We start from the raw sequence: 18,245 nt of genomic DNA on the forward strand, positions 1-18,245 counted from the left end.
CTTTGCACTATCGCCGTTTCGATTTGCTGGGTACTGGCAGTGAGCGAAAAGTCTTCAGCTCAAGTCAATCCATCTCAGCTAAAGACTAGCGACTACCAATTGGGTTTAGCAGAACCGCTACCAGTGCCTCAATTGCTCGTCAATAAGAGTCAATCGCAGTCAGGGTGGCAAACATTGCCTCCTTTACCCGCGACGAGTGGTGTAGCAGTTGCACCGATCGCTAATCCAGTGCCTAAAGTTGTACAGCACAAACCAGCCAACGATCTCCAACAACTGGAGAGTGTCTTCATCCAGCAGCAGGTGACTGGAAAAGCCCCGCCAGTAGCACGTAGTTCTGTTGTACCACCAGTGGCAGCAGGTGGGGAAACTTCTGACCTGAATTTAGGATTGCAGGGACAGATGAACGGCTCCAAGCCACCAATTAGCTCAGTAGTAGCCCCACTGCCACCACTGGACAACTCATCTGCAACGCAAGAATTTACTGCACCACCAGTAGCAACTTTTAATCAAGTACTCAGTTCTCAAGCAGTTCCCTCGCCACCACCGGCCAACTCGTCTGCAACGCAAGAATTCACTGCACCAGCAGCAGCAACTTTTAATCAAGTACTCAGTTCTCAAGCAGATCCCTCGCCACCATTGGCCAACTCGTCTGCAACGCCAAAATCAACTGCACCAGCAGCAGCAACTTTTAATCAAGTACTCAGTTCTCAAGTAGCTCCCCTGCCGCCACTTCCCAACTTACCTGTAACACCAGAATTCACTGCACCAGTGGCAGCAACTTTTAATCAACAATTACTCAATCCAGAGACAAAACCATCAGTCCCTAGTACCATTCCGACTCCAATCACAGCAGTACCAGTTACGCAATCAGTAACTACTCAACAACGCCCTGAGCTTCTTAATAGCAATAGTTTAAGGGAACCCTCTTTACAATTCCAAGGAGTTTATATCAACCAAGGCGGTGACACTACAGCACGGGCGAGAGTCACAGGAGTCTACCCACTTTCTCCCCAAACTTTGGTTGGGGCAACCCTGGATTTAACCAGCCAAGGCAGCAAGTTGGATGACTCTCGAAACGACGGTTTAAACGTCAACGAGCTTTATTTGGCGACTTCTCTGCCAGGAGTGCCTAATCTACGGTTTGTGATTGGTCAAATAGATTTAACGTCTTACTTCGATCGCAACAGCTTTGCTAAAGATGGCGCAAGTCAATTCTTTAATCCGGTGTTTCAAACGAACCCAGCACTGGCGGCGACCGGGATTAGTTCACGCACTAGTTTATTAGTCAATTGGAGTGTCACCGACAATATTGAAGCAAAAGCAGCAGTCTTTTCGTCAGCCAACAAAATCGGTGACTTTTCCTTAGATGGATTTGCTGGAGAAATCGGTATCCGTTACGGTAATGCGATTATTCGTGGTACTTATGCCAGCGATCGCGACGCTGGTGTGGGTGATAGCTTCCTTGAAAGCTACAGCATTCCCAGAGGTAACAATCAATTTGGCACTCAGAAAAATGATCGCGAAGAATCATATGGCCTCAACGCCGAAGTCTTTATTCCCAATCTGAAATTAGGTTTGTTTGGGCGCTATGGTCATTACGAAAATAGCACTTTAGAAGTGGGTGCAAATACTTACCTATTGGGAGCTAGTTTATTGGATACTTTTACCCCAGATGACCGACTAGGAATAGCTTATGGAACCCCTCTCTCTAACGATAGTCTGCGTCGTGGAGACCGTCCCGATGTATTAGAAGCGTTTTATGATTTTAAATTTCTTCCTAATCTGCGGCTAGGCTTCTCGATTCAGGAACGTGATAATTTCTCCGATACAGTCTTCGGTATCAGGATTAAATCAGAATTTGATGTGACTCCAAGACGGAGAATTGCTCAATGAGTCAAAACAATATAGGTAAAAGCCAAAAGCTAAAACCGAAAAGAATTAAATATCGTTCGCTTTTTACCTGTTCATTTTTGCTTTTTACTTACTTAGTAACTGTGCCGCCTTTGGGTAGCATTGCCCCTGCTCAAGCGCAGAATATACCTGCGTCGGCACAAAAGGGTTTTGCATTGTTAAAAAAGGGCTTCATTAATGATGCGATCGCAGCCTTCCAGCAAGCCCTCAAAAGTCAACCGCAATCTTCGCCAGTTAGGTTAGGATTAGCGATCGCTTATCGCAAAGCCGGACGTATTCCCGAAGCTTGGAGTGCTTATCAACAAGTACTGGCGGTAGACTCCAACAACCAACTAGCTTTAAAAACGGTTGGTCTATTGGCAACTTATCGTCCTGAGTGGAATTTAAAAGGAATTGAGGCTCTGACAACTTTATTAGAGTTGAATGCCAACGACTCACAAGCTCACGTTTACCGTGCTCAACTCTACTCCTATCAAGGACAATTAACCGAGTCCCTGGCAGACTACCAAATCGTGCTGAACAACAACCCCACGCCGGATGCAGTCCTTGGTGCTGCTCAAACTTATAGTTACAGTGGGGATTTCCCGAAAGCACTAGAGTTGTTTAACCGCTACCGCTCTAATGGCAAAGCGATTACAGAGTATGCAGCAGTAGCCTACGGTCGCACCTTACGCGAAACAGGCAATCCGGCGGGGGCAGTACAGGTATTAGAAGCGCAGTTGCAGCGCTCCAATAAACTTAACCAGATCGGGATTGAAACCCGTAAAGAACTGGCTGTAGCATACCTTGTCAATCAACAACAAGCCCAAGCATTGGCGGTTTTAGATGTATTACAGGGAAGACCAGATGCGATTTTGCCCTTAGCGCGATCGCTCAATGAAATTCGCAAGTACACTAATAACCCCACCCTCACCCAGCAAGTTTTCAATCTCTATCGTCAAGCCCTCCAAACTGATCCCAACCCTTCCCCGAAATTGCTGCGCGAAGTCGCTGATGTCTTTACTGGGTTCCCCGAAGGACGGCAAACAGCGCTGCAACTATATCGACGGGTGGCGTTAGAATTTCCCAACGATCAAAGTTTGCTAGTGCAGCAATTGGCTTTGGAAAATCAGTTAGGTTTACTCGGTAAAAATGACTTGAAACAGCGTTTGGCGACTGCAATACAATCACTACCGAGCGATCGCGTGCAGTTACAACAGCTAGCTAATGCCTTAGTCAACATTGATGCTCCCGATCCAGAATTTCTGCCTGTATACCAAAATATTTTGCAAACAGGGGTCAACGTACCGTTTTTGAATTTCCGGGTGGCGCAAATGTATGTGCAGCGCCAAGACTTGAATGGCGCAAGGCAAGCATTGGCAGCTTACACAGCTACCCCCGCAGGTGCTAAAGACCTCGCACCCCAGTTACTAGCAGCAGAAATTGAGCGTCGTGAGGGTAGTCTCGAACCTAGTGCCCAGCGTTACCAAGCTGTCCTTGCTAGCAAGCCAAATAGTAGCGATATTATTGATGCTGCCTTGGGTGGACTGGCTGGAGTGCGACTGCAACAAAAGCGTTTTGATGAGGCTGTGACAGTTTATGACCAACTAATAGCTCGTAATCCTGAAAATTTATCGATTCAACTGGGGCGTGCTAGTATCGCCTATCAAGCCAAGCGGATCTCCCAACCAGAAGCAGAGGCAGTTCTCAACAATTGGTTAGCTACACAACCTGCAACCAATACTCCTCCAGAACTATACAGTTTGCTAGGAACGCTACCTACAGATCCGCAAAGAGAAGCTTTATATAGTTACCTGCTAGAAGCTGACCCTAATTCTTATCCATTACAACTGCGACTATTACAGGTGATCGCAAAACGTAATCCAGCCCAAGCACAAGCACGGATGAAGCAGTTGATTGCTCGCATTCCCAAGACCTCTGATTCATACCAGTTGCAGGCAGAGTTGGCTCGATCTGTAGGTGATTTTAATTTGGCTGGCAGTACCTATGAGAATATTTTGGCGCAGCAACCAGATAACATTGATGCCCTAGCGGCTTTGGGCGGAATTCGCTTTGAACAGCGCCGCTTTGAATCGGCACAGGAGATTTATGCTCAAGTGCTGGCACAAAAACCAGAAGACAAAGGCACACGCCACGCCCTCGCTGGATTGAATGCGATTTTAGATCAGCCTTTAACGGCGCTGGCGCAGCTAGAAAAATTGCAACTAGAAGCCGCCACCGAAGGAGGAATAGATAGTGATGCATCTCGGCAAATACAGCAAATCCAAACAGACTTTCTGCAACGGCGAGGATTTCAACCCCCTTGGGAAGATTATCAACGTCGAAACAGCAATTAGCGACCGCCTAAATTTCTTTATGAAAGTTAATTTTCAACAACTACTCGGCTAATGTTTTACAAATCAAACTGTTCTTAGGATGTGGTACTTCCCAAGAGTGGCAGCTATTGCCAGCCTGATTGGTTTATCTGCCTGTATCTCTAGTTACTGGGCAGCAAAACCCAAAACACCGGATAATCTAATTCCGGTGGCAAACCTCCCCACTGAAGGTAGTAGTCAAAATCTCACTAGATTTTTAGCGGATCTTCCTGAATCCACCCCTAACCGGGAATTACTAGCCCAAAGCTGGGACAGCTACCGCCAAAAATTTATTCAGTCAGATGGGCGGGTGATTGATTATGAAGCAAGCGATCGCTCAACTAGTGAAGGTCAAGCTTATGCTTTACTACGAGCAGTACTGATTAATGATCCGACAACTTTTGCTCTAACTTTACACTGGTCGGAAAATAACCTCCATCGTCAAGCGGGTGGTAAAGGTACAGATAGTTTATGGGCTTGGAAATGGGGACGAAACAAAGATGGTAACTGGGGTATCATCGACACCAACTTTGCCAGTGATGGAGATATAGATGCGATTACCGCCTTGATTTTGGCATCACGGCGCTGGAATCGTCCCGAATACCTGGAACTGGCAAAAATTAAACTACAAGATTTATGGAACCTGTCCACCATCTCAGAATCCCAAGGTAAGCGCTACCTGTTACCAGGGCCAGCAGCTGCATTTGTCCCGAATGCATCTACTTTTTACCTCAATCCCTCTTATTTTGCTCCCTATGCTTTTCGGATCTTTGCACAAGTTGACCCCCAACATGATTGGTTGAGTTTGGTAGACAGTAGCTATCAAGTGCTAGAAAATTCGGCAAAGCTTTCTAGCGTGGGTTTACCCAGTGACTGGGTAGCTCTAAATACCAAAACAGGACAATACCAAACTCTACCAGCATCTAGCACTCTGAAGAGTTTGTATGGCTTTGATGCTTATCGAGTCTGGTGGCGTTTGTCGTTAGATGCTGCCTGGTTTAATTCACCCCAAGCGCAGCGCTATCTAGTGACATCCACTCAGCACCTGCGAAAACTGTGGAGTAAACAATCGAGTCTACCAGCCCGCATTGATCTCCAAGGAAAAGCATTAGTGAATTACGAAACTACATCCCAATACGCTATGTTGTATGCCGCTATGCAATTGGTGGAACCAGCAACAGCTAAAGAACTGCTTGTGAAAAAAATACTGCCTCAATACAAGCAGGGAGTTTGGGGAGATCAGTCGGGTTATTATACCCAGAATTTGGCTTGGTTAGGATTGCTACCTCCAAAGACAATACCTCAGCGACTGCTTACAGGCAAATAACATTATCCGACGCTGAATTAGAGTCCGGGCTTGCCAAACCCATGATTGAGTATTTGCTTTTTATTCCCGATAGACTGACTCCCATTGATTTCCTTTAGAAAATACGAACTAAAATCACGCTCTACCATGAAGCAGTTATTTCACCTTTCCCAAATTAGTAAAAAAGCAATTATTGTTACTTCTTGCTTTTTTTTGTTCCCTAGTTCATTATTGAGCGCTCAAGCTCAAACTAAAGGCGAACTGCAACAACAAGTAACTTTATTAGCTCAAGCAACCACATCAGAAAATAGTAGTAAAGCAGACTTAGAAACTGCTGGCGCCAAAAAACTGGCAAGTTACATCTTAGAATTCAATCGTAGTCCGATTGTGGGCAACCGGATGCGCTTGCGCGGGGTTTACTCAGAAGGTCGTCTTGCTTTTACCCGTCCCCGTGGCTGGAAACTAGAACGGGGTAAGATACAAGCCTTAATCCGCTTTCAACACTCACCAGCACTCTATGCCAATCGCTCCAACCTGACCGTGCTAGTCAATGGCACCAGTGTCGGTAGCGTACCACTCAACCGCAAAGATTCCCAAGTCGGTCAAGTACTGTTCAATATCCCACCAAAGCTGCTTCAAGACTATAACGAACTCATATTGGTGGCACAACAGAATAACACACTCGAATGTAGCGACCCCAGTAGTCCCGACTTGTGGACAGAGATTCTGCCAGATTCCAAATTAATTTTGAACTATGAACGGCAGTCGATTCCCCTGAATTTCAGCCGCTATCCTTATCCTTTCTTTGACGACCTCGGTTTAGAAACTAACCAAATTGCTTACTTGCAACCGAGTCAAATTGATCAATCCTGGCTGACAGCAGCAGCTCGCTTACAAGCGGCATTCGGAAGAATCGCAGATTTTCGCCCGATTCAGACGAGCTTGGTGTCTAATGTGGCAAATGTGAAGGCAAGCGATCGCTTGGTGATCATTGGCACTCCCACCGAGCAACCAGCCCTAAATACTTGGAAGAATTTGCCTCTGAAAGTCGTCAGCAATCAAATTCTGGATCGTGACAACAACCCCGTACCAGATGAAACCGGGGTGTTGATGATCACAAAAACTGAAAAGAGCGGGGTTCCGGTTTTAATTGCCACTGGCAACAGCACAAAAGCTGTGGAAAAAGCCACCCAATTTTTATCACAACCAGACTTACGGAAAATGGGAACTGGTCAGGTAGTTTTTGTCAATACCCTCAAAGAAGGCTCGACACCAGGACTCCGCCAGTGGCCTCGTTATTTGCCAGAGCAAAATTCTTTTAAACTGGGCGACATCAAAACCCAGATAAATGGTGAGCCGTTTAGTGATGTCACTGTACGCGGGATGGCAGCGCCGCCAATTGAAGTTGATTTTCGCGCTTTGCCGGATGATAGATTTCTCCGGGGTAGTTCGATGAATCTGATGTACAGCTATGGACCGCAGCTTAATCCCCGAACTTCTGCGCTGGAAGTTTTACTGGATGGAGTTTTCATCGGTGGGGCACGTCTTGATTCTGAGTCGGGAGAAACTCGCAAAAACCTCAAAGTCAATTTGCCGGAAAACTTGATCAAACCTAACTCGAAACTGCAAGTTTTCTTTCGGATGAGTCCCAGAGAACCCTTTGATAAACAGAACTGCCTTCAGCCACCAGATCAACAACTGACAGGTACGGTTCATTCTGATACTAGCTTCGACCTGAAACGGGAGATATCTACACAACTACCAGACTTGAACCTGCTGAAATTTGGTTTCCCCTTTGCTGCACCACAGGATTTGTCTCAGACGGCGATTGTCGTGCCCCAAATCCCCTCGAAGACAGATATTTTGACCTTGTTAGCTTTTAGCGAACGCTTAGGCAGGCTCAGTCAAGCAGATACCGTCAAACTAGAAGTTTATACACCGGATGCTTTGCCAACAAAAGTCCGTAAAAATGACCATTTGGTAGGAATTGGTACGCGGGAAGAGTTTCCTTTCCCTGAAGTGTTTAATTCCAGTGGCTTTAACTTGAACCAAGCATTTTCCCGCTCCTCTGCCGATGCTGCGGTTCAGACTCCGCAGGATACACAAGGGATGATTAAGCAAATTATCTCTCCTTGGAATAGCGATCGCGTCGTTCTAGCTTTAACATCTCAAACCGAAACTGGTTTAGAGCGAGTGCGACAAGTCCTTAATCAAGATCCGTGGTTCTTCCAGCTTAAAAAAGATACGGTGCTAATTAGTAGCGATCAAAAAGACTCAGCTTCTGACGATGCTGATGCCTATCAACTACAGTTTTTCGAAAGCGCCCCGAACACCCGTCGCTGGGAAAATACCACTCCCCTCAGTAAAGCATCACGCTTTTTACAAGAAAATTGGCTATTGCTACCTGTAGGCATTTTGAGTGTTTCTCTAATTCTTTACGGGATTGTTCAGTTGTATCTCAAGCGGCTAACTGCTGACAAAAAGTAGACACTTTCGGTCAGGTATCGCCAATCTTAAATTTAAATTTCCAAATTGAGATCCAAAATGTCTTCTTCCCCCGACACATTGCCCCGGAAATCACGCGATCGCCAGCGCTTAAAATTGAGCAATTGGCTGATTGATATTACCCCCCGATTTTTTGACCGCACTCTCCAAAGGGTGGGCGTGAAACAGTTTAAGTGGTTGATCTTGCTGCTATTGGTGCTATCAGTGCCACTGATTGTTACCCCGATAGAAGTTTGGCAGCAAGGATTGGTAGCAGTATTTTTGGTGCTAGTCGGTCAACTGGTCATCCAAGCAGAGTTTCAAGAGGACTCTTCAGAAATCAGCCAGTATTACCACTTGTTTATGCTGTGGCTGAGTATGATCACAACGCTGCGTTATTTATTCTACCGCACCAGCTATACTCTTAACTTTGATGGTTGGCTCAACAGCATCGCTTGTGTGTTGTTGTTCCTCGCCGAACTCTATGCCATCCTCACCTTGGTATTGGCATACTTTCAAACCCTGAAAATTCAAGAACGCCAACCAGTTAATCTCACAAACATTCCTCAACAGGAATGGTTCAAAGTCGATATCTACATCCCCACTTACAACGAAGATGTGGAGATTGTTCGTAAGACTGCCGTGGCAGCCTTAGCCTGTGATTATGCTCCTGAGAAAAAAACGGTTTATGTTCTTGATGATGGTCGTCCAGAGAAGTATAAAGAAAACGACCCACGCCGAGAACAGTTTAGCGCCAGACGGGAACAGCTACGGCAAATGTGCCAAGAACTCGGCTGTATACACATGACGCGGGACAGTAATGACCACGCTAAAGCTGGTAATATCAATACCGCCTTTGAGAAAACCGACGGCGATTTAGTATTGATTTTGGACTGCGACCACATCCCATCACGGCAATTTCTCCTGCATACAATGGGTTTTTTCTTCGATCCCAAAGTATCCTTTGTCCAAACTCCCCACTGGTTCTATAACCCCGATCCCTTCGAGCGTAATTTGGTAACAAAAGGTAGAATACCCGCAGGTAATGAACTGTTTTATAAGGTACTACAAAAAGGTAACGATTTTTGGAATGCCGCCTTTTTCTGCGGTTCGGCAGCATTAATCCGCAAATCCCACGCTTTAGAAGTTGGGGGAATTGCGGTGGAAACAGTGACAGAAGATTGTCACACCGCCTTGCGATTGCATTCGCTTGGTTACAAGTCTATCTACTACGACAAAATTATGGTGGCGGGTTTAGCACCAGAAACGTTTTCTTCTTATGTAGGGCAACAAGTACGCTGGGCAAGGGGGATGGCGCAGATTCTGCGATTGGAAAACCCCGTTTTTAATCGGAAACTGAACCTGACATTTGCCCAGAGGATTTGTTACTTTAGCGCGACTTCGCACTTTTTGTATGGCTATCCTCGACTAACATATGCGATCGCTCCGCCGCTATTTTTATTATTTGGCGTTAACTCTGTTCAAGGTTTGGGTTTAGAAACTCTAGCTTATGCCCTACCCCATATTCTCCTCTCCCTTTTTACTAACTACATCATTTACAAAAACGTCCGGTTCTCCTTCTGGAACGAAATTTTTGAATTTGCGATGGCTTTCCAGGCTGGGTGGGTGACGATGTTGGCGCTGTTTAACCCCAAGCTGGGTTCATTTAATGTTACCGACAAGGGGACGTCTATTGCCAAACGCACCTTTGATTGGGAATCAATGCGTGGTCTTTTGGTGGTGACAGGATTTGTAGTCTCTTCGTTACTGGCTGTTCCCTATTGGCTGCTGCTACGTCCTGAAGATTGGCAAGCGGTCTTAGTCAACACCATGTGGTCTATTTTTAATCTTGTTTTGCTCTCAGCTGCTTTGCTGGTTGGCTTTGAACAACCGCAAGTACGTACTGCTCACCGTTTGCAGCGTCGTCTCCCCATTTTAATTACCAGTAACGGTCAAACAATCATGGGCAAAACGGTGAATATTTCCGAAACTGGCGCCTTAATTTCTTTAGAAACCTGGCCCAATTTACTAGATGAAGTGGAAGTTGAGGTGATGGGAGATTATACTGCTAGCGCCTGTTTAACGGCGCAGATTGTTCGAGTCTCTCCGATCAATGACACACAAACGCTTTTGGGTGTTGATTTTGTGAAACTCAATAGTACCCAACGCGATGCTTTAACTCTGGTTTTGTATTCTGATGTCCGGGAGTGGTATTCTCAGAAAGCCCAGTACGTAGACCAGCCCCTAGCTTCCCTGGGATTTCTAGCCACGAGTCTGACTCGGGCCTTGCGTGACCTCAACCAAACTAGCCGTAAAAAGGTACGCAAGCAGGTAAACACTAATAGTCAACTCTACTGGGATGGTAACTTCTTCTTTGCAGTAGCCACAGAACTAGGAACAACGGGTTTACGCTTGGAAATAGAAGATAAAAAAGCCGTGTCTTCTCACAAAATGCTAGGACAACAGGATTTGCATACGATGCGAACTGCTAAACCACTAGTTGGTTTACTGTTAAATCAGGATGCCGATAATCTCTCATCTAACCGATTTGTTGCCGAAATTTATGCAATAGAAGAACAGACAAATGGCAAGATTGCGATCGAGTTAATTTTTCCAGAAAAATTCAAGGAACGCCAAGACACCAAAATTAAACAACTGTTGCAGGTTCTGTAGCAACATTAGTGTCAATTTAAGCCAAAACACCCTTAATTTTTGTTTAAGTCCCATTAGGAAGATTAATTAAGGTAGCAGGGGGGCAGAAAGGACTAGCTCTCTGCTGTTCCAAGCTCCCCGAATACGCCCAAGAGGATTTTAAATCCTCTTGGGATAAAGGTCAGAAAATCTGTAGCTGAGTGACCCCCATTTTTTGGGGTTTCAACCTCATGAAAATCTTTCCCGATTACGACAGCACAAAAATTAACATCTGCTGGGAAGGTATCGGGCAGGGGCAGAGAAAACAATCTAAAACAGTTTTACATTTTTGGTTTCCAGCGATTTCCGCATCTTAAACAATTGAGGCGTATTTCATTACTTCCCCACAAACCATCAACAAGCCCGACCCCGCCAGTTACTAAACCTCCAACCAGAGCATGACCAACGTTGAAGCCTTTTTTGTTTGAAGTGATTTGAGTAGAACCACATTTAGGGCAGCTAATTGGGGTATGAGTAGCATTCACGCAGAAAACCGGGTTAAGAGATATTACATGAGTAATACAAGCATTTTCAGAAGCTTAAACCCTTATTTTATCGTTGAGTAGTGACTCGATGATCACCATTAGTCAATGACCTTCGTTATCAGTATAATCCTTATTTAATAAGGCTTTTAAGCTTAACTCGGTTTTCTGTTCCGATGATACTTATACCCGTATTGAAAGCGGCTCATCAAGTCCTTAGCGTAACTAAAAAAGGCGAGGTTCTTCGTCCCGCCTTATGGTAATTTATAAAACTACCAAAATAATTGATATAAAAGCGCTATACAGCACTATGTCGGCATCTATTCAAAACAGCAAATTCTCTTTTTAAACCTGCTACTCAGGACTTTTTTCACCAACCATAAATAAAAACTTTTCCCCGAAGCGGCTAATGTATATGTTTTCGCTATCCATGTCTGAGTATCTTGGTTTTCCTTGTAGGTTATTTACATCACATAATCCTCTTTCTACTAAATTAGATAAACTATCTTTTACCATTTCTTCTGTAGGATTCTCTATTTTCCTTTGTTCTAACGCTATTTCAATTTCAGAATTCTTCAATCGATTTCCTCTTTTGCGAAAATCAAACATAAATTCCAAAATGTTAGCGTCTATACCATCCAAAAGTCTTAATGTCTCTATATATCTAGGGTGAATTGAATATCCTAATATTGCTGACTCTAATAAATTAATCCATTTTTGTCTAATTACTTCATTTTTATGTCCTATAAGTATATTCTCTAATATAGGCTGCAATGTTTCCTGTTCAATATCTTCTATTTTTTCTATTAATTCTTCAAAATTTATATCTTTAATATTTGGCTTGTTAAGAATTATTTTTAGCGTTTCAACTAAATTAGCAGCTTTCTTTCTTGTCCAATTCCCAATTTGGATTATTTCTTTTTCAAAAAGTGCTTTGACTAAAATTGTTATTCCTGCTTTATCTGCATTACCTAAAATTTCAGTAATTATTGGTATTATATCCATACTTTTCTTTTATCTTTGACTTATGAGATATGATTTCTATAAAAATCTTACTCTACTTCTAAAGGGTTGTGATTTTGATATCAGTGCCTTGCTCTGCGAGAGCGGATTATACCTGCAATCAGGTCTGATGCTGCAAACATAAGCAGGTTTTATCAGCCAACGTTAGAATGCGGGTTGTAGCGGTCGTGTTGTCGGGCTGATTGATAAGTCTTGGTTAATCGCCTGGATTCGCTCACGAAATTTTAGGCTTTTCGGTCACTTACATTATCTAACTGCAAACCCTGATACAAACAAGGCTGTTTTGTACTGAGACAAGCCCACAAAAGACAATTCCCCTACAGCGATCACCATAACGCTGGCTTTCCCTATAACATTCTCAAAAATAATAAATAGGTGGTTGAACTCTAAGGTATTCTTTATATATCTTAACCATTTTTTGCACTTTTAACATTTTTTCTCTTATTTCATGTTCTTCATGATTTTCATCCACGATACATATAAAATTTTCAATATCTTCAATAATTAGATTTGATATACTTGCCATCGACATAAAAATACCGTAATCTTCGATGTGAATTAGTTTATATTTAAAATCAGTGTACTGGCTTAAGTATTTATTCATTAACTTTATTTCGTCTGAAAAAGTTTTATTACAGGCGATAATATAAATATTATCCATTAAAAAACATATAAAATTATTAGATTTTGGGATTAAATATTTTCTTTTGTCAATCAAACCATATGCTGCTATTAATTTCTTGATTAGTTCTTCTTCAATCAAAGAAAAGAATACGCAACAAACCTCTTCTTCATCAGTTTTTAATCTGTGCCGAAAAATTTCATCATCTGTCAAGTTCCGCTTTCTGGTTACTACCTTATAATTTAATTTGTAATAATTGAGTCTATGTAAATAACGCTCTGTTTGTTCTTTGGGAATAAAGTCTAAGAGATAAGTTCCTGATTTTGAAATTCCAAATTTTATATTTCGATTAATACCCATAACATCAATAGCGAAATTGAAAGTAATTGCTTTATTTTTGTCTATGACTATAGGATGCCCAGAATTACTTAATTTCTAACAAACTTTTTATGTTAGTCTGTACAGACCAATATTTAAGGTAGTTGAGGGGCAAAAAACTGACCAATGGGAATGAACGGTTTTGTCTACATCATAGAATCACCATCAAAACATGATCTTCTGCATGGACGAGTAGAAGGTCGCGCACTGAGTGAAGCATTTAACCTAGCCAGGATTCCCTTTTGGTATAGCCTCGCATCCGACAGAGAAATGCTTGCTGAAGCACTTAGCTCTCATCTTGTCGATGCTTGTTCTCACCAACATCCACTGGTTCCTATCCTTCATTTCAGCTTGCATGGAGACGAAAATAATGTAGGTCTTACTGGGGTATGAGTAGCATTCACGTAGAAAACTAGGTTAAGAGATATTACATGAGTAATACAAGCATTTTCCGAAGCTGAAACCCTTATTTTATCGTTGAATAGTGACTTGATGATCAGCATTAGTCAATGACCTTCGTTATCAGTATAATCCTTATTTAATAAGGCTTTTAAGCTTAACTCGGTTTTCTGTTCCGATGATACTTATACCCCAATCACAGTTTCCCAGCTAAGTTCATCAACTGTTTAAAGTTCACAAGAGAAATGATATTGTTGGCGCTGTCAATTTTGATCCACCCTTTCTCATGCAGCTTTTCCATAATTTTGGTGGTTTCTTCAACGCCGATTTCTGTAACTTCTGCTAAATCTTTGAAGGGAATGTTATAAATTTCCTTGCCCAAATTTGATTCCTGACCATAACTTTCACCTAAAGTCACTAGGGTATGAGCAAGTTTGACTGCTGGTGGTGAAGACCGCATTTGTAAGCGCACGTTAATTTGCCGCAATCGCCGCACCATCAGTTGCAACATCCGGTGATGTAACTGCGGGTCTTTAAACAAGATTTGTATAAAACGCTCTCTGGAGATACTAAGCAACTTCACGGGTGAAAGGGCAATGACATCGGTTGAACGTGGAGATTCATCCAAAATTGCCATTTCTCCAAAAAAATCGCCCCGGCCAAAAATTGCCAGAGCTACTGAATCTTCACCGACGGTTCGCCGGACTTTGACCCAACCAGAAACCACGAAGTAAACGGCGTTACCCCAGGCATCTTCCATCACAACAGCTCGCCCAGATGGGTATTCATGTTCAATTGCAACGTTGAGCAGCCATTCCAAAGTCTGTGGAGTGGCTGTACTCATTAAGGGGAAAAGTTCACTAAAAACCTCAGTTAGCATGAAATATTTGCAAGAGATGGATTTAAGAGCGGGAAACTAACTTTCTACTATAAGTTTGTCTAAACCGTAATCTTACTCAGAATGCGATCGCAAAATTTGTATTTATTTGGAGATGAACCTCTAAGGTTGATCGGTCTGGAGTCCATTAAAACATAACAATTATGTATGTGATCGAAATCAGGGGTTTCACTGACAGACCGATCATTTGCTGTTTGTTGGTGGATTACTTTCCAGTGCCAGTATTTTGATCTGTTGGTCTAAATTTTTCACTAGTTGATGCAGGGTAATCAAAGTCTCTGATTGCTGAGAGTCAAGGCTGGGATTCAGTAAAAGCCGTTCTTGTAGTTCATGCAACTTGATGCTTAGTTGCTGAGAAATCCCCAAGGCATCGCGGCTCAAACGCGCCAACTGTTGTTGTTGATAGAACTTTAATGCTGCTCCCCGCAAGACTTGGAGCGTTGCCTCTTCGCCGTAGTTTCCCGGCATGACTCGCAAGCGTAACAATAAGCGGCTTTTTTGATACACGTATTCCTTCTCTACCTGTTTTGGTTCTGTAACCGTGGTGACAGGCAGGGAAGCAAACCGCTTTAATTCATTTAGTACTCCTTGGAAAACAGAGAGCGGTAGTTTGTCTAATACAGACTGCAAGACTCCATTATCACTCCACAGTATCCTGCCTTCATAAGCTTGTCTTTCTAAGTACAGCCGACCAATTCCTCCAGCCAGAATTCGCCCTAGCAATTCTTCTAGTAATTTCTTGGGTGGTAGTGTTGGTAGTACTTCAATCGGACTAAATAGTTCGGGAACTTGTGTAGACAAAATAGGTAAATTGTTTGGTGCTGCTGCAACGAATGTCTCTCTCTCTTGACCTCTGGAAATAGGAGTCAAGAACGTCGGAGTTTGAGATAATTTATCTAGCTCTGGGATCGGAGGCAAGTCTACGTGCTGCCAAGAATGTTGACGCTTTTGTGTCTGAAACACCATCAATATTGGTTGCTGATTTAATTCCGAGTCGGCATCTAGGGAGGGGATAGGTTTGTCAGTAGTGGTAACTGCGCTATTTCTTGGGAGAAAGTCCGTTGTTGGCTGATGCACAAGTTTTGCATCTAGCTGAGGTGTATTCTTATGGTTGAGGTAGGCTGACAGTATTCGGCGGTGAGCGTCGGCTGCGATCGCCTCGGTTGCCGTTGTGCAATTGATATAAGACAAGATCCGACTAGCGTAATTTAGTGCCTCGCTGTCTTGTAGATGAACCATACCTAGCAATAGGTTATTGTCTTCTAATTCAAAAGGCAGAATCTGGTGGTAGAGGCAAGCTTCAAAAGACAAAAAACTATCCATCAGCTGGAATATTTGCTTACGAATGTCTACTCGCTCCCAGTGGGCTTGTATAGCAGTTAGCACTTGCTTTCTATTTCCTGCGGTATCTGTTAGTTTGCCTTTTGAAGACAACATAGGTTTGATTTGCTTGGTGTTTACTTGTATACTATCTTTCCTCTAATTTAGTAAACATTTAATCAAGATCCTTTGTTAAATTATTAAAAATTTAATTATCTATACATAAATAGACGTAAGTAAATAATCAATTTTGGATTGTAGTTTAGTGATAATACTGAGTTAGGGATGAGGGGGATAAAGAGGTAGATGGGAAGAACTTGCTATATGCCCCTGCTCCCCTGTTTTCTCCATCTCCTACTCTTCCCCACGACCTCAATAAATCAACTAGATGCTTCATAGCTTACTCCTGAGTTCTTAAAGCTTGGGCTGCAAGATAGACTTTTGTCCATTCGCCTAGCACTTGATGGGTTTTGAGTTTTAAGTGTTGGGCTATTGCTTCTATTGAGTTACCCTCTCTCCGCAAATCTAGGATCTGCCGTCCCAGAGGGGTCAATTTTTGATCAAGTTGCTGCCATTGGTTTGGCGTTAACCCCAAGTTATGTTCTTGCAAGGAAATTGAGAGCCAAGCGTCTACGAGTTCTGGTTTACCTTTGAGGGCAAAAACACGTACAGCATGGTAACTAATTTTTTCTCGCAGACGGTATACTTCCTTAGTCTGCTTATTCAGTCTCTGGGCAATATCTTCCTGGGACTTACCTTGCAGATACAGTCGTAGCCATTCTACTGCGTCTGCCCCCAGATTTTCTTGTAAATAATTTTCAAATTCTTTTTGTACTGACTGGCGCAGCGCTTGTTGTTCCTCTAGTTGTTGTGCTTCTTGATATTCGGCGATCGCCTGACTATCCACTAAGTTAACTCGATTATCATTGTCGTCTGTGAGAACTTCTTCCGACACCAGTCTAATCAAGTCACGGCCCGGCACTTGGGTTAAGCCACCGCGCTGAGTGCGACGCAAGTAATTCACAAATCGGTAAGCTAATAGTGGTTGATTGCGTACTGGCCGCAGAGAATATTCTTCTACACTGGCAAATAGCAGAGCATCCCTTAATCGTCTATCAGTTGTATATTTAGCAATATCAGCCATTTGTTGTTGCATATGGCTATCGCTTTGCAGTAATTCTTGGAGTACTTCTTGTAACACATCCATCACACTGCGCTGGCGATCGCGGCTGAGGGAAACCCAAGTCTGAATCTTATTCCGTAATGTTACTAAACTTCCCAATCGCGTTATCAAGTTGCGATAAGCACGTTCTCGCCCTAGCCCCAAGTAGCGTTGACATAAAATTCTCCAGCGATATTCCATCGCTTGCTTGGCAATATCGAATTCCTTAGGGTTAAACAGATCAAAGCGTTTTGAGTCAGATCCAAATAACCAGAGAATAATGCTTTGCCTAGCAGCTTCATTTTGGTCTGGACATTCCGCAGCCAAGCGCTTTCGCCAATCTAGAGCCAGTTGTTCTACATCTTTTGTCATAGTGAGATTGCGTTCCTCGAAACTCAATTTTGAAGTTTGCATCACAACCCCCATTCGTCCCACCTAATTGTTTAACTGGTAACTTTCCTGGATTTCATGAGTCTCATGAAAATAGCTCAGTGATTCCACTTTTATTACGTCTTAATTCACTAAAATTATGCATAAATTTCTACATTGATGTTTTACTTTCAATTTTAAAAAGCCCAAAATCCATACCTATAAAGCGTTTCAACCAATTCTGTTAATTTTAGCTTTTTGTAAAGTTATGTTATTTAACTGAGAACAGAAATTTACCTAGAGTGGTGACGATACACCTTTGCACGAGATGGATCGGGGAAATCTGACATTTTGTAACACATAGGAGGAATGAATCTAATTCAACTCAATGTTCTAGACGTTATTTCAGCCGTATAAGTTTCAACTTCAACCCTTTATAATCCCTTACGTAGTAGAATACTTAGTTAAATCTCAAGATGCTTGCTTGGTGTTAATGAGATTTTGCCCCGGAAGATCCCCCCAACCCCTCTTAAAATAAATGAGCTTAATTGCCTCTTTTTTAAGGAGGGTTAGGGAGGAGCAAGCCCTAACTGAATCGTAATTAAGTTAAATATCGTAATATATTTTGATTTTATTAAGTGTATATACGTAAAATAGCGGTTAGGATTTTATATGTGTTGAATAATAAAAGTAAATTATGGACGGCGAAGAATTGAGAAAACGTTACGCTGCTTAGGAAAGGGATTTTACTGGGATTGATCTCAAGGGGATTAATGTTAGTGGAATCGATCCCGATCTTGACATTGTTGCTTATGACAAAGTTTGTCCTGATTTTGCTACCGATTT

11 protein-coding genes are annotated in these 18,245 nt (G+C 42.8%); 6 read left to right on the forward strand and 5 right to left on the reverse strand.

The window, feature by feature from the left end:
• Positions 1-39 precede the first annotated feature (39 nt).
• The 5 genes from V7K36_RS01485 to bcsA all read left to right on the forward strand — a co-directional run bounded on the left by V7K36_RS01485 (position 40) and on the right by bcsA (position 10,728).
• Positions 40-1,893 (forward strand): porin, encoded by a 1,854-nt coding sequence (locus tag V7K36_RS01485; protein WP_335112580.1) that lies wholly within the window; start codon positions 40-42, stop codon positions 1,891-1,893.
• A complete protein-coding gene (locus tag V7K36_RS01490) occupies positions 1,890-4,247 on the forward strand; it encodes a tetratricopeptide repeat protein (protein ID WP_335112582.1) in 2,358 nt (785 codons plus the stop codon). Before V7K36_RS01485 ends, V7K36_RS01490 begins: the two co-directional genes overlap by 4 nt.
• Before the next feature lie 79 nt (positions 4,248-4,326).
• Positions 4,327-5,592: a glycosyl hydrolase family 8 gene (locus tag V7K36_RS01495; protein ID WP_335112584.1), complete on the forward strand. Its 1,266-nt coding sequence runs from the start codon at positions 4,327-4,329 to the stop codon at positions 5,590-5,592.
• Positions 5,593-5,718: 126 nt separating this feature from the next.
• Positions 5,719-8,058 (forward strand): cellulose biosynthesis cyclic di-GMP-binding regulatory protein BcsB, encoded by a 2,340-nt coding sequence (locus V7K36_RS01500; RefSeq protein WP_335112586.1) that lies wholly within the window; start codon positions 5,719-5,721, stop codon positions 8,056-8,058.
• A gap of 57 nt (positions 8,059-8,115) precedes the next feature.
• Entirely contained in the window at positions 8,116-10,728 is a 2,613-nt protein-coding gene (bcsA, locus tag V7K36_RS01505; protein WP_442948421.1) for a UDP-forming cellulose synthase catalytic subunit, read from the forward strand.
• A gap of 854 nt (positions 10,729-11,582) precedes the next feature.
• Here bcsA and V7K36_RS01510 read toward each other — a convergent pair.
• Together V7K36_RS01510 and V7K36_RS01515 are read right to left on the reverse strand one after the other, a co-directional pair.
• Positions 11,583-12,233 (reverse strand): Abi-alpha family protein, encoded by a 651-nt coding sequence (locus V7K36_RS01510; RefSeq protein ID WP_335112588.1) that lies wholly within the window; start codon positions 12,231-12,233, stop codon positions 11,583-11,585.
• 376 nt (positions 12,234-12,609) lie between these two features.
• Positions 12,610-13,233, reverse strand: coding sequence for a hypothetical protein (locus tag V7K36_RS01515; RefSeq protein ID WP_335112590.1), 624 nt, complete (start codon positions 13,231-13,233; stop codon positions 12,610-12,612).
• 150 nt (positions 13,234-13,383) lie between these two features.
• On the opposite strand from V7K36_RS01515, the gene V7K36_RS01520 reads away from it, so the two are divergent.
• The gene (locus tag V7K36_RS01520; RefSeq protein WP_335112592.1) at positions 13,384-13,644 is read left to right on the forward strand and encodes a hypothetical protein; all 261 of its coding nucleotides are present in this window, start codon (positions 13,384-13,386) and stop codon (positions 13,642-13,644) included.
• 202 nt (positions 13,645-13,846) lie between these two features.
• Here V7K36_RS01520 and V7K36_RS01525 read toward each other — a convergent pair whose 3' ends face one another.
• From V7K36_RS01525 to V7K36_RS01535, 3 genes are all read right to left on the reverse strand, one after another.
• Positions 13,847-14,530 carry a Crp/Fnr family transcriptional regulator gene (locus V7K36_RS01525; RefSeq protein WP_335112594.1) on the reverse strand — a complete coding sequence of 228 codons (684 nt, stop codon included), beginning with the start codon at positions 14,528-14,530 and terminating at the stop codon, positions 13,847-13,849.
• A 201-nt stretch (positions 14,531-14,731) separates the two neighbouring features.
• A complete protein-coding gene (locus V7K36_RS01530) occupies positions 14,732-15,985 on the reverse strand; it encodes a pilus assembly protein PilB (protein ID WP_335112596.1) in 1,254 nt (417 codons plus the stop codon).
• 283 nt (positions 15,986-16,268) lie between these two features.
• On the reverse strand, positions 16,269-17,456 hold the full coding sequence (locus V7K36_RS01535) for a HetZ-related protein 2 (protein WP_335112598.1): 1,188 nt from the start codon (positions 17,454-17,456) through the stop codon (positions 16,269-16,271).
• Positions 17,457-18,245 lie beyond the last annotated feature (789 nt).

Source organism: Nostoc sp. (genome assembly GCF_036919555.1).
Lineage (GTDB): Bacteria > Cyanobacteriota > Cyanobacteriia > Cyanobacteriales > Nostocaceae > Nostoc.

What these genes read in the sequence shown, in the direction of transcription:
- V7K36_RS01525 (WP_335112594.1), bottom strand. Translation starts at nt 14,530, where the DNA reads ATGCTAACTGAGGTTTTTAGTGAACTTTTCCCCTTAATGAGTACAGCC.
- V7K36_RS01515 (WP_335112590.1), bottom strand. Translation starts at nt 13,233, where the DNA reads ATGGGTATTAATCGAAATATAAAATTTGGAATTTCAAAATCAGGAACT.
- V7K36_RS01490 (WP_335112582.1), top strand. Translation starts at nt 1,890, where the DNA reads ATGAGTCAAAACAATATAGGTAAAAGCCAAAAGCTAAAACCGAAAAGA.
- V7K36_RS01535 (WP_335112598.1), bottom strand. Translation starts at nt 17,456, where the DNA reads ATGGGGGTTGTGATGCAAACTTCAAAATTGAGTTTCGAGGAACGCAAT.
- V7K36_RS01530 (WP_335112596.1), bottom strand. Translation starts at nt 15,985, where the DNA reads ATGTTGTCTTCAAAAGGCAAACTAACAGATACCGCAGGAAATAGAAAG.
- V7K36_RS01520 (WP_335112592.1), top strand. Translation starts at nt 13,384, where the DNA reads ATGAACGGTTTTGTCTACATCATAGAATCACCATCAAAACATGATCTT.
- V7K36_RS01510 (WP_335112588.1), bottom strand. Translation starts at nt 12,233, where the DNA reads ATGGATATAATACCAATAATTACTGAAATTTTAGGTAATGCAGATAAA.
- V7K36_RS01500 (WP_335112586.1), top strand. Translation starts at nt 5,719, where the DNA reads ATGAAGCAGTTATTTCACCTTTCCCAAATTAGTAAAAAAGCAATTATT.
- V7K36_RS01495 (WP_335112584.1), top strand. Translation starts at nt 4,327, where the DNA reads ATGTGGTACTTCCCAAGAGTGGCAGCTATTGCCAGCCTGATTGGTTTA.
- bcsA (WP_442948421.1), top strand. Translation starts at nt 8,116, where the DNA reads ATGTCTTCTTCCCCCGACACATTGCCCCGGAAATCACGCGATCGCCAG.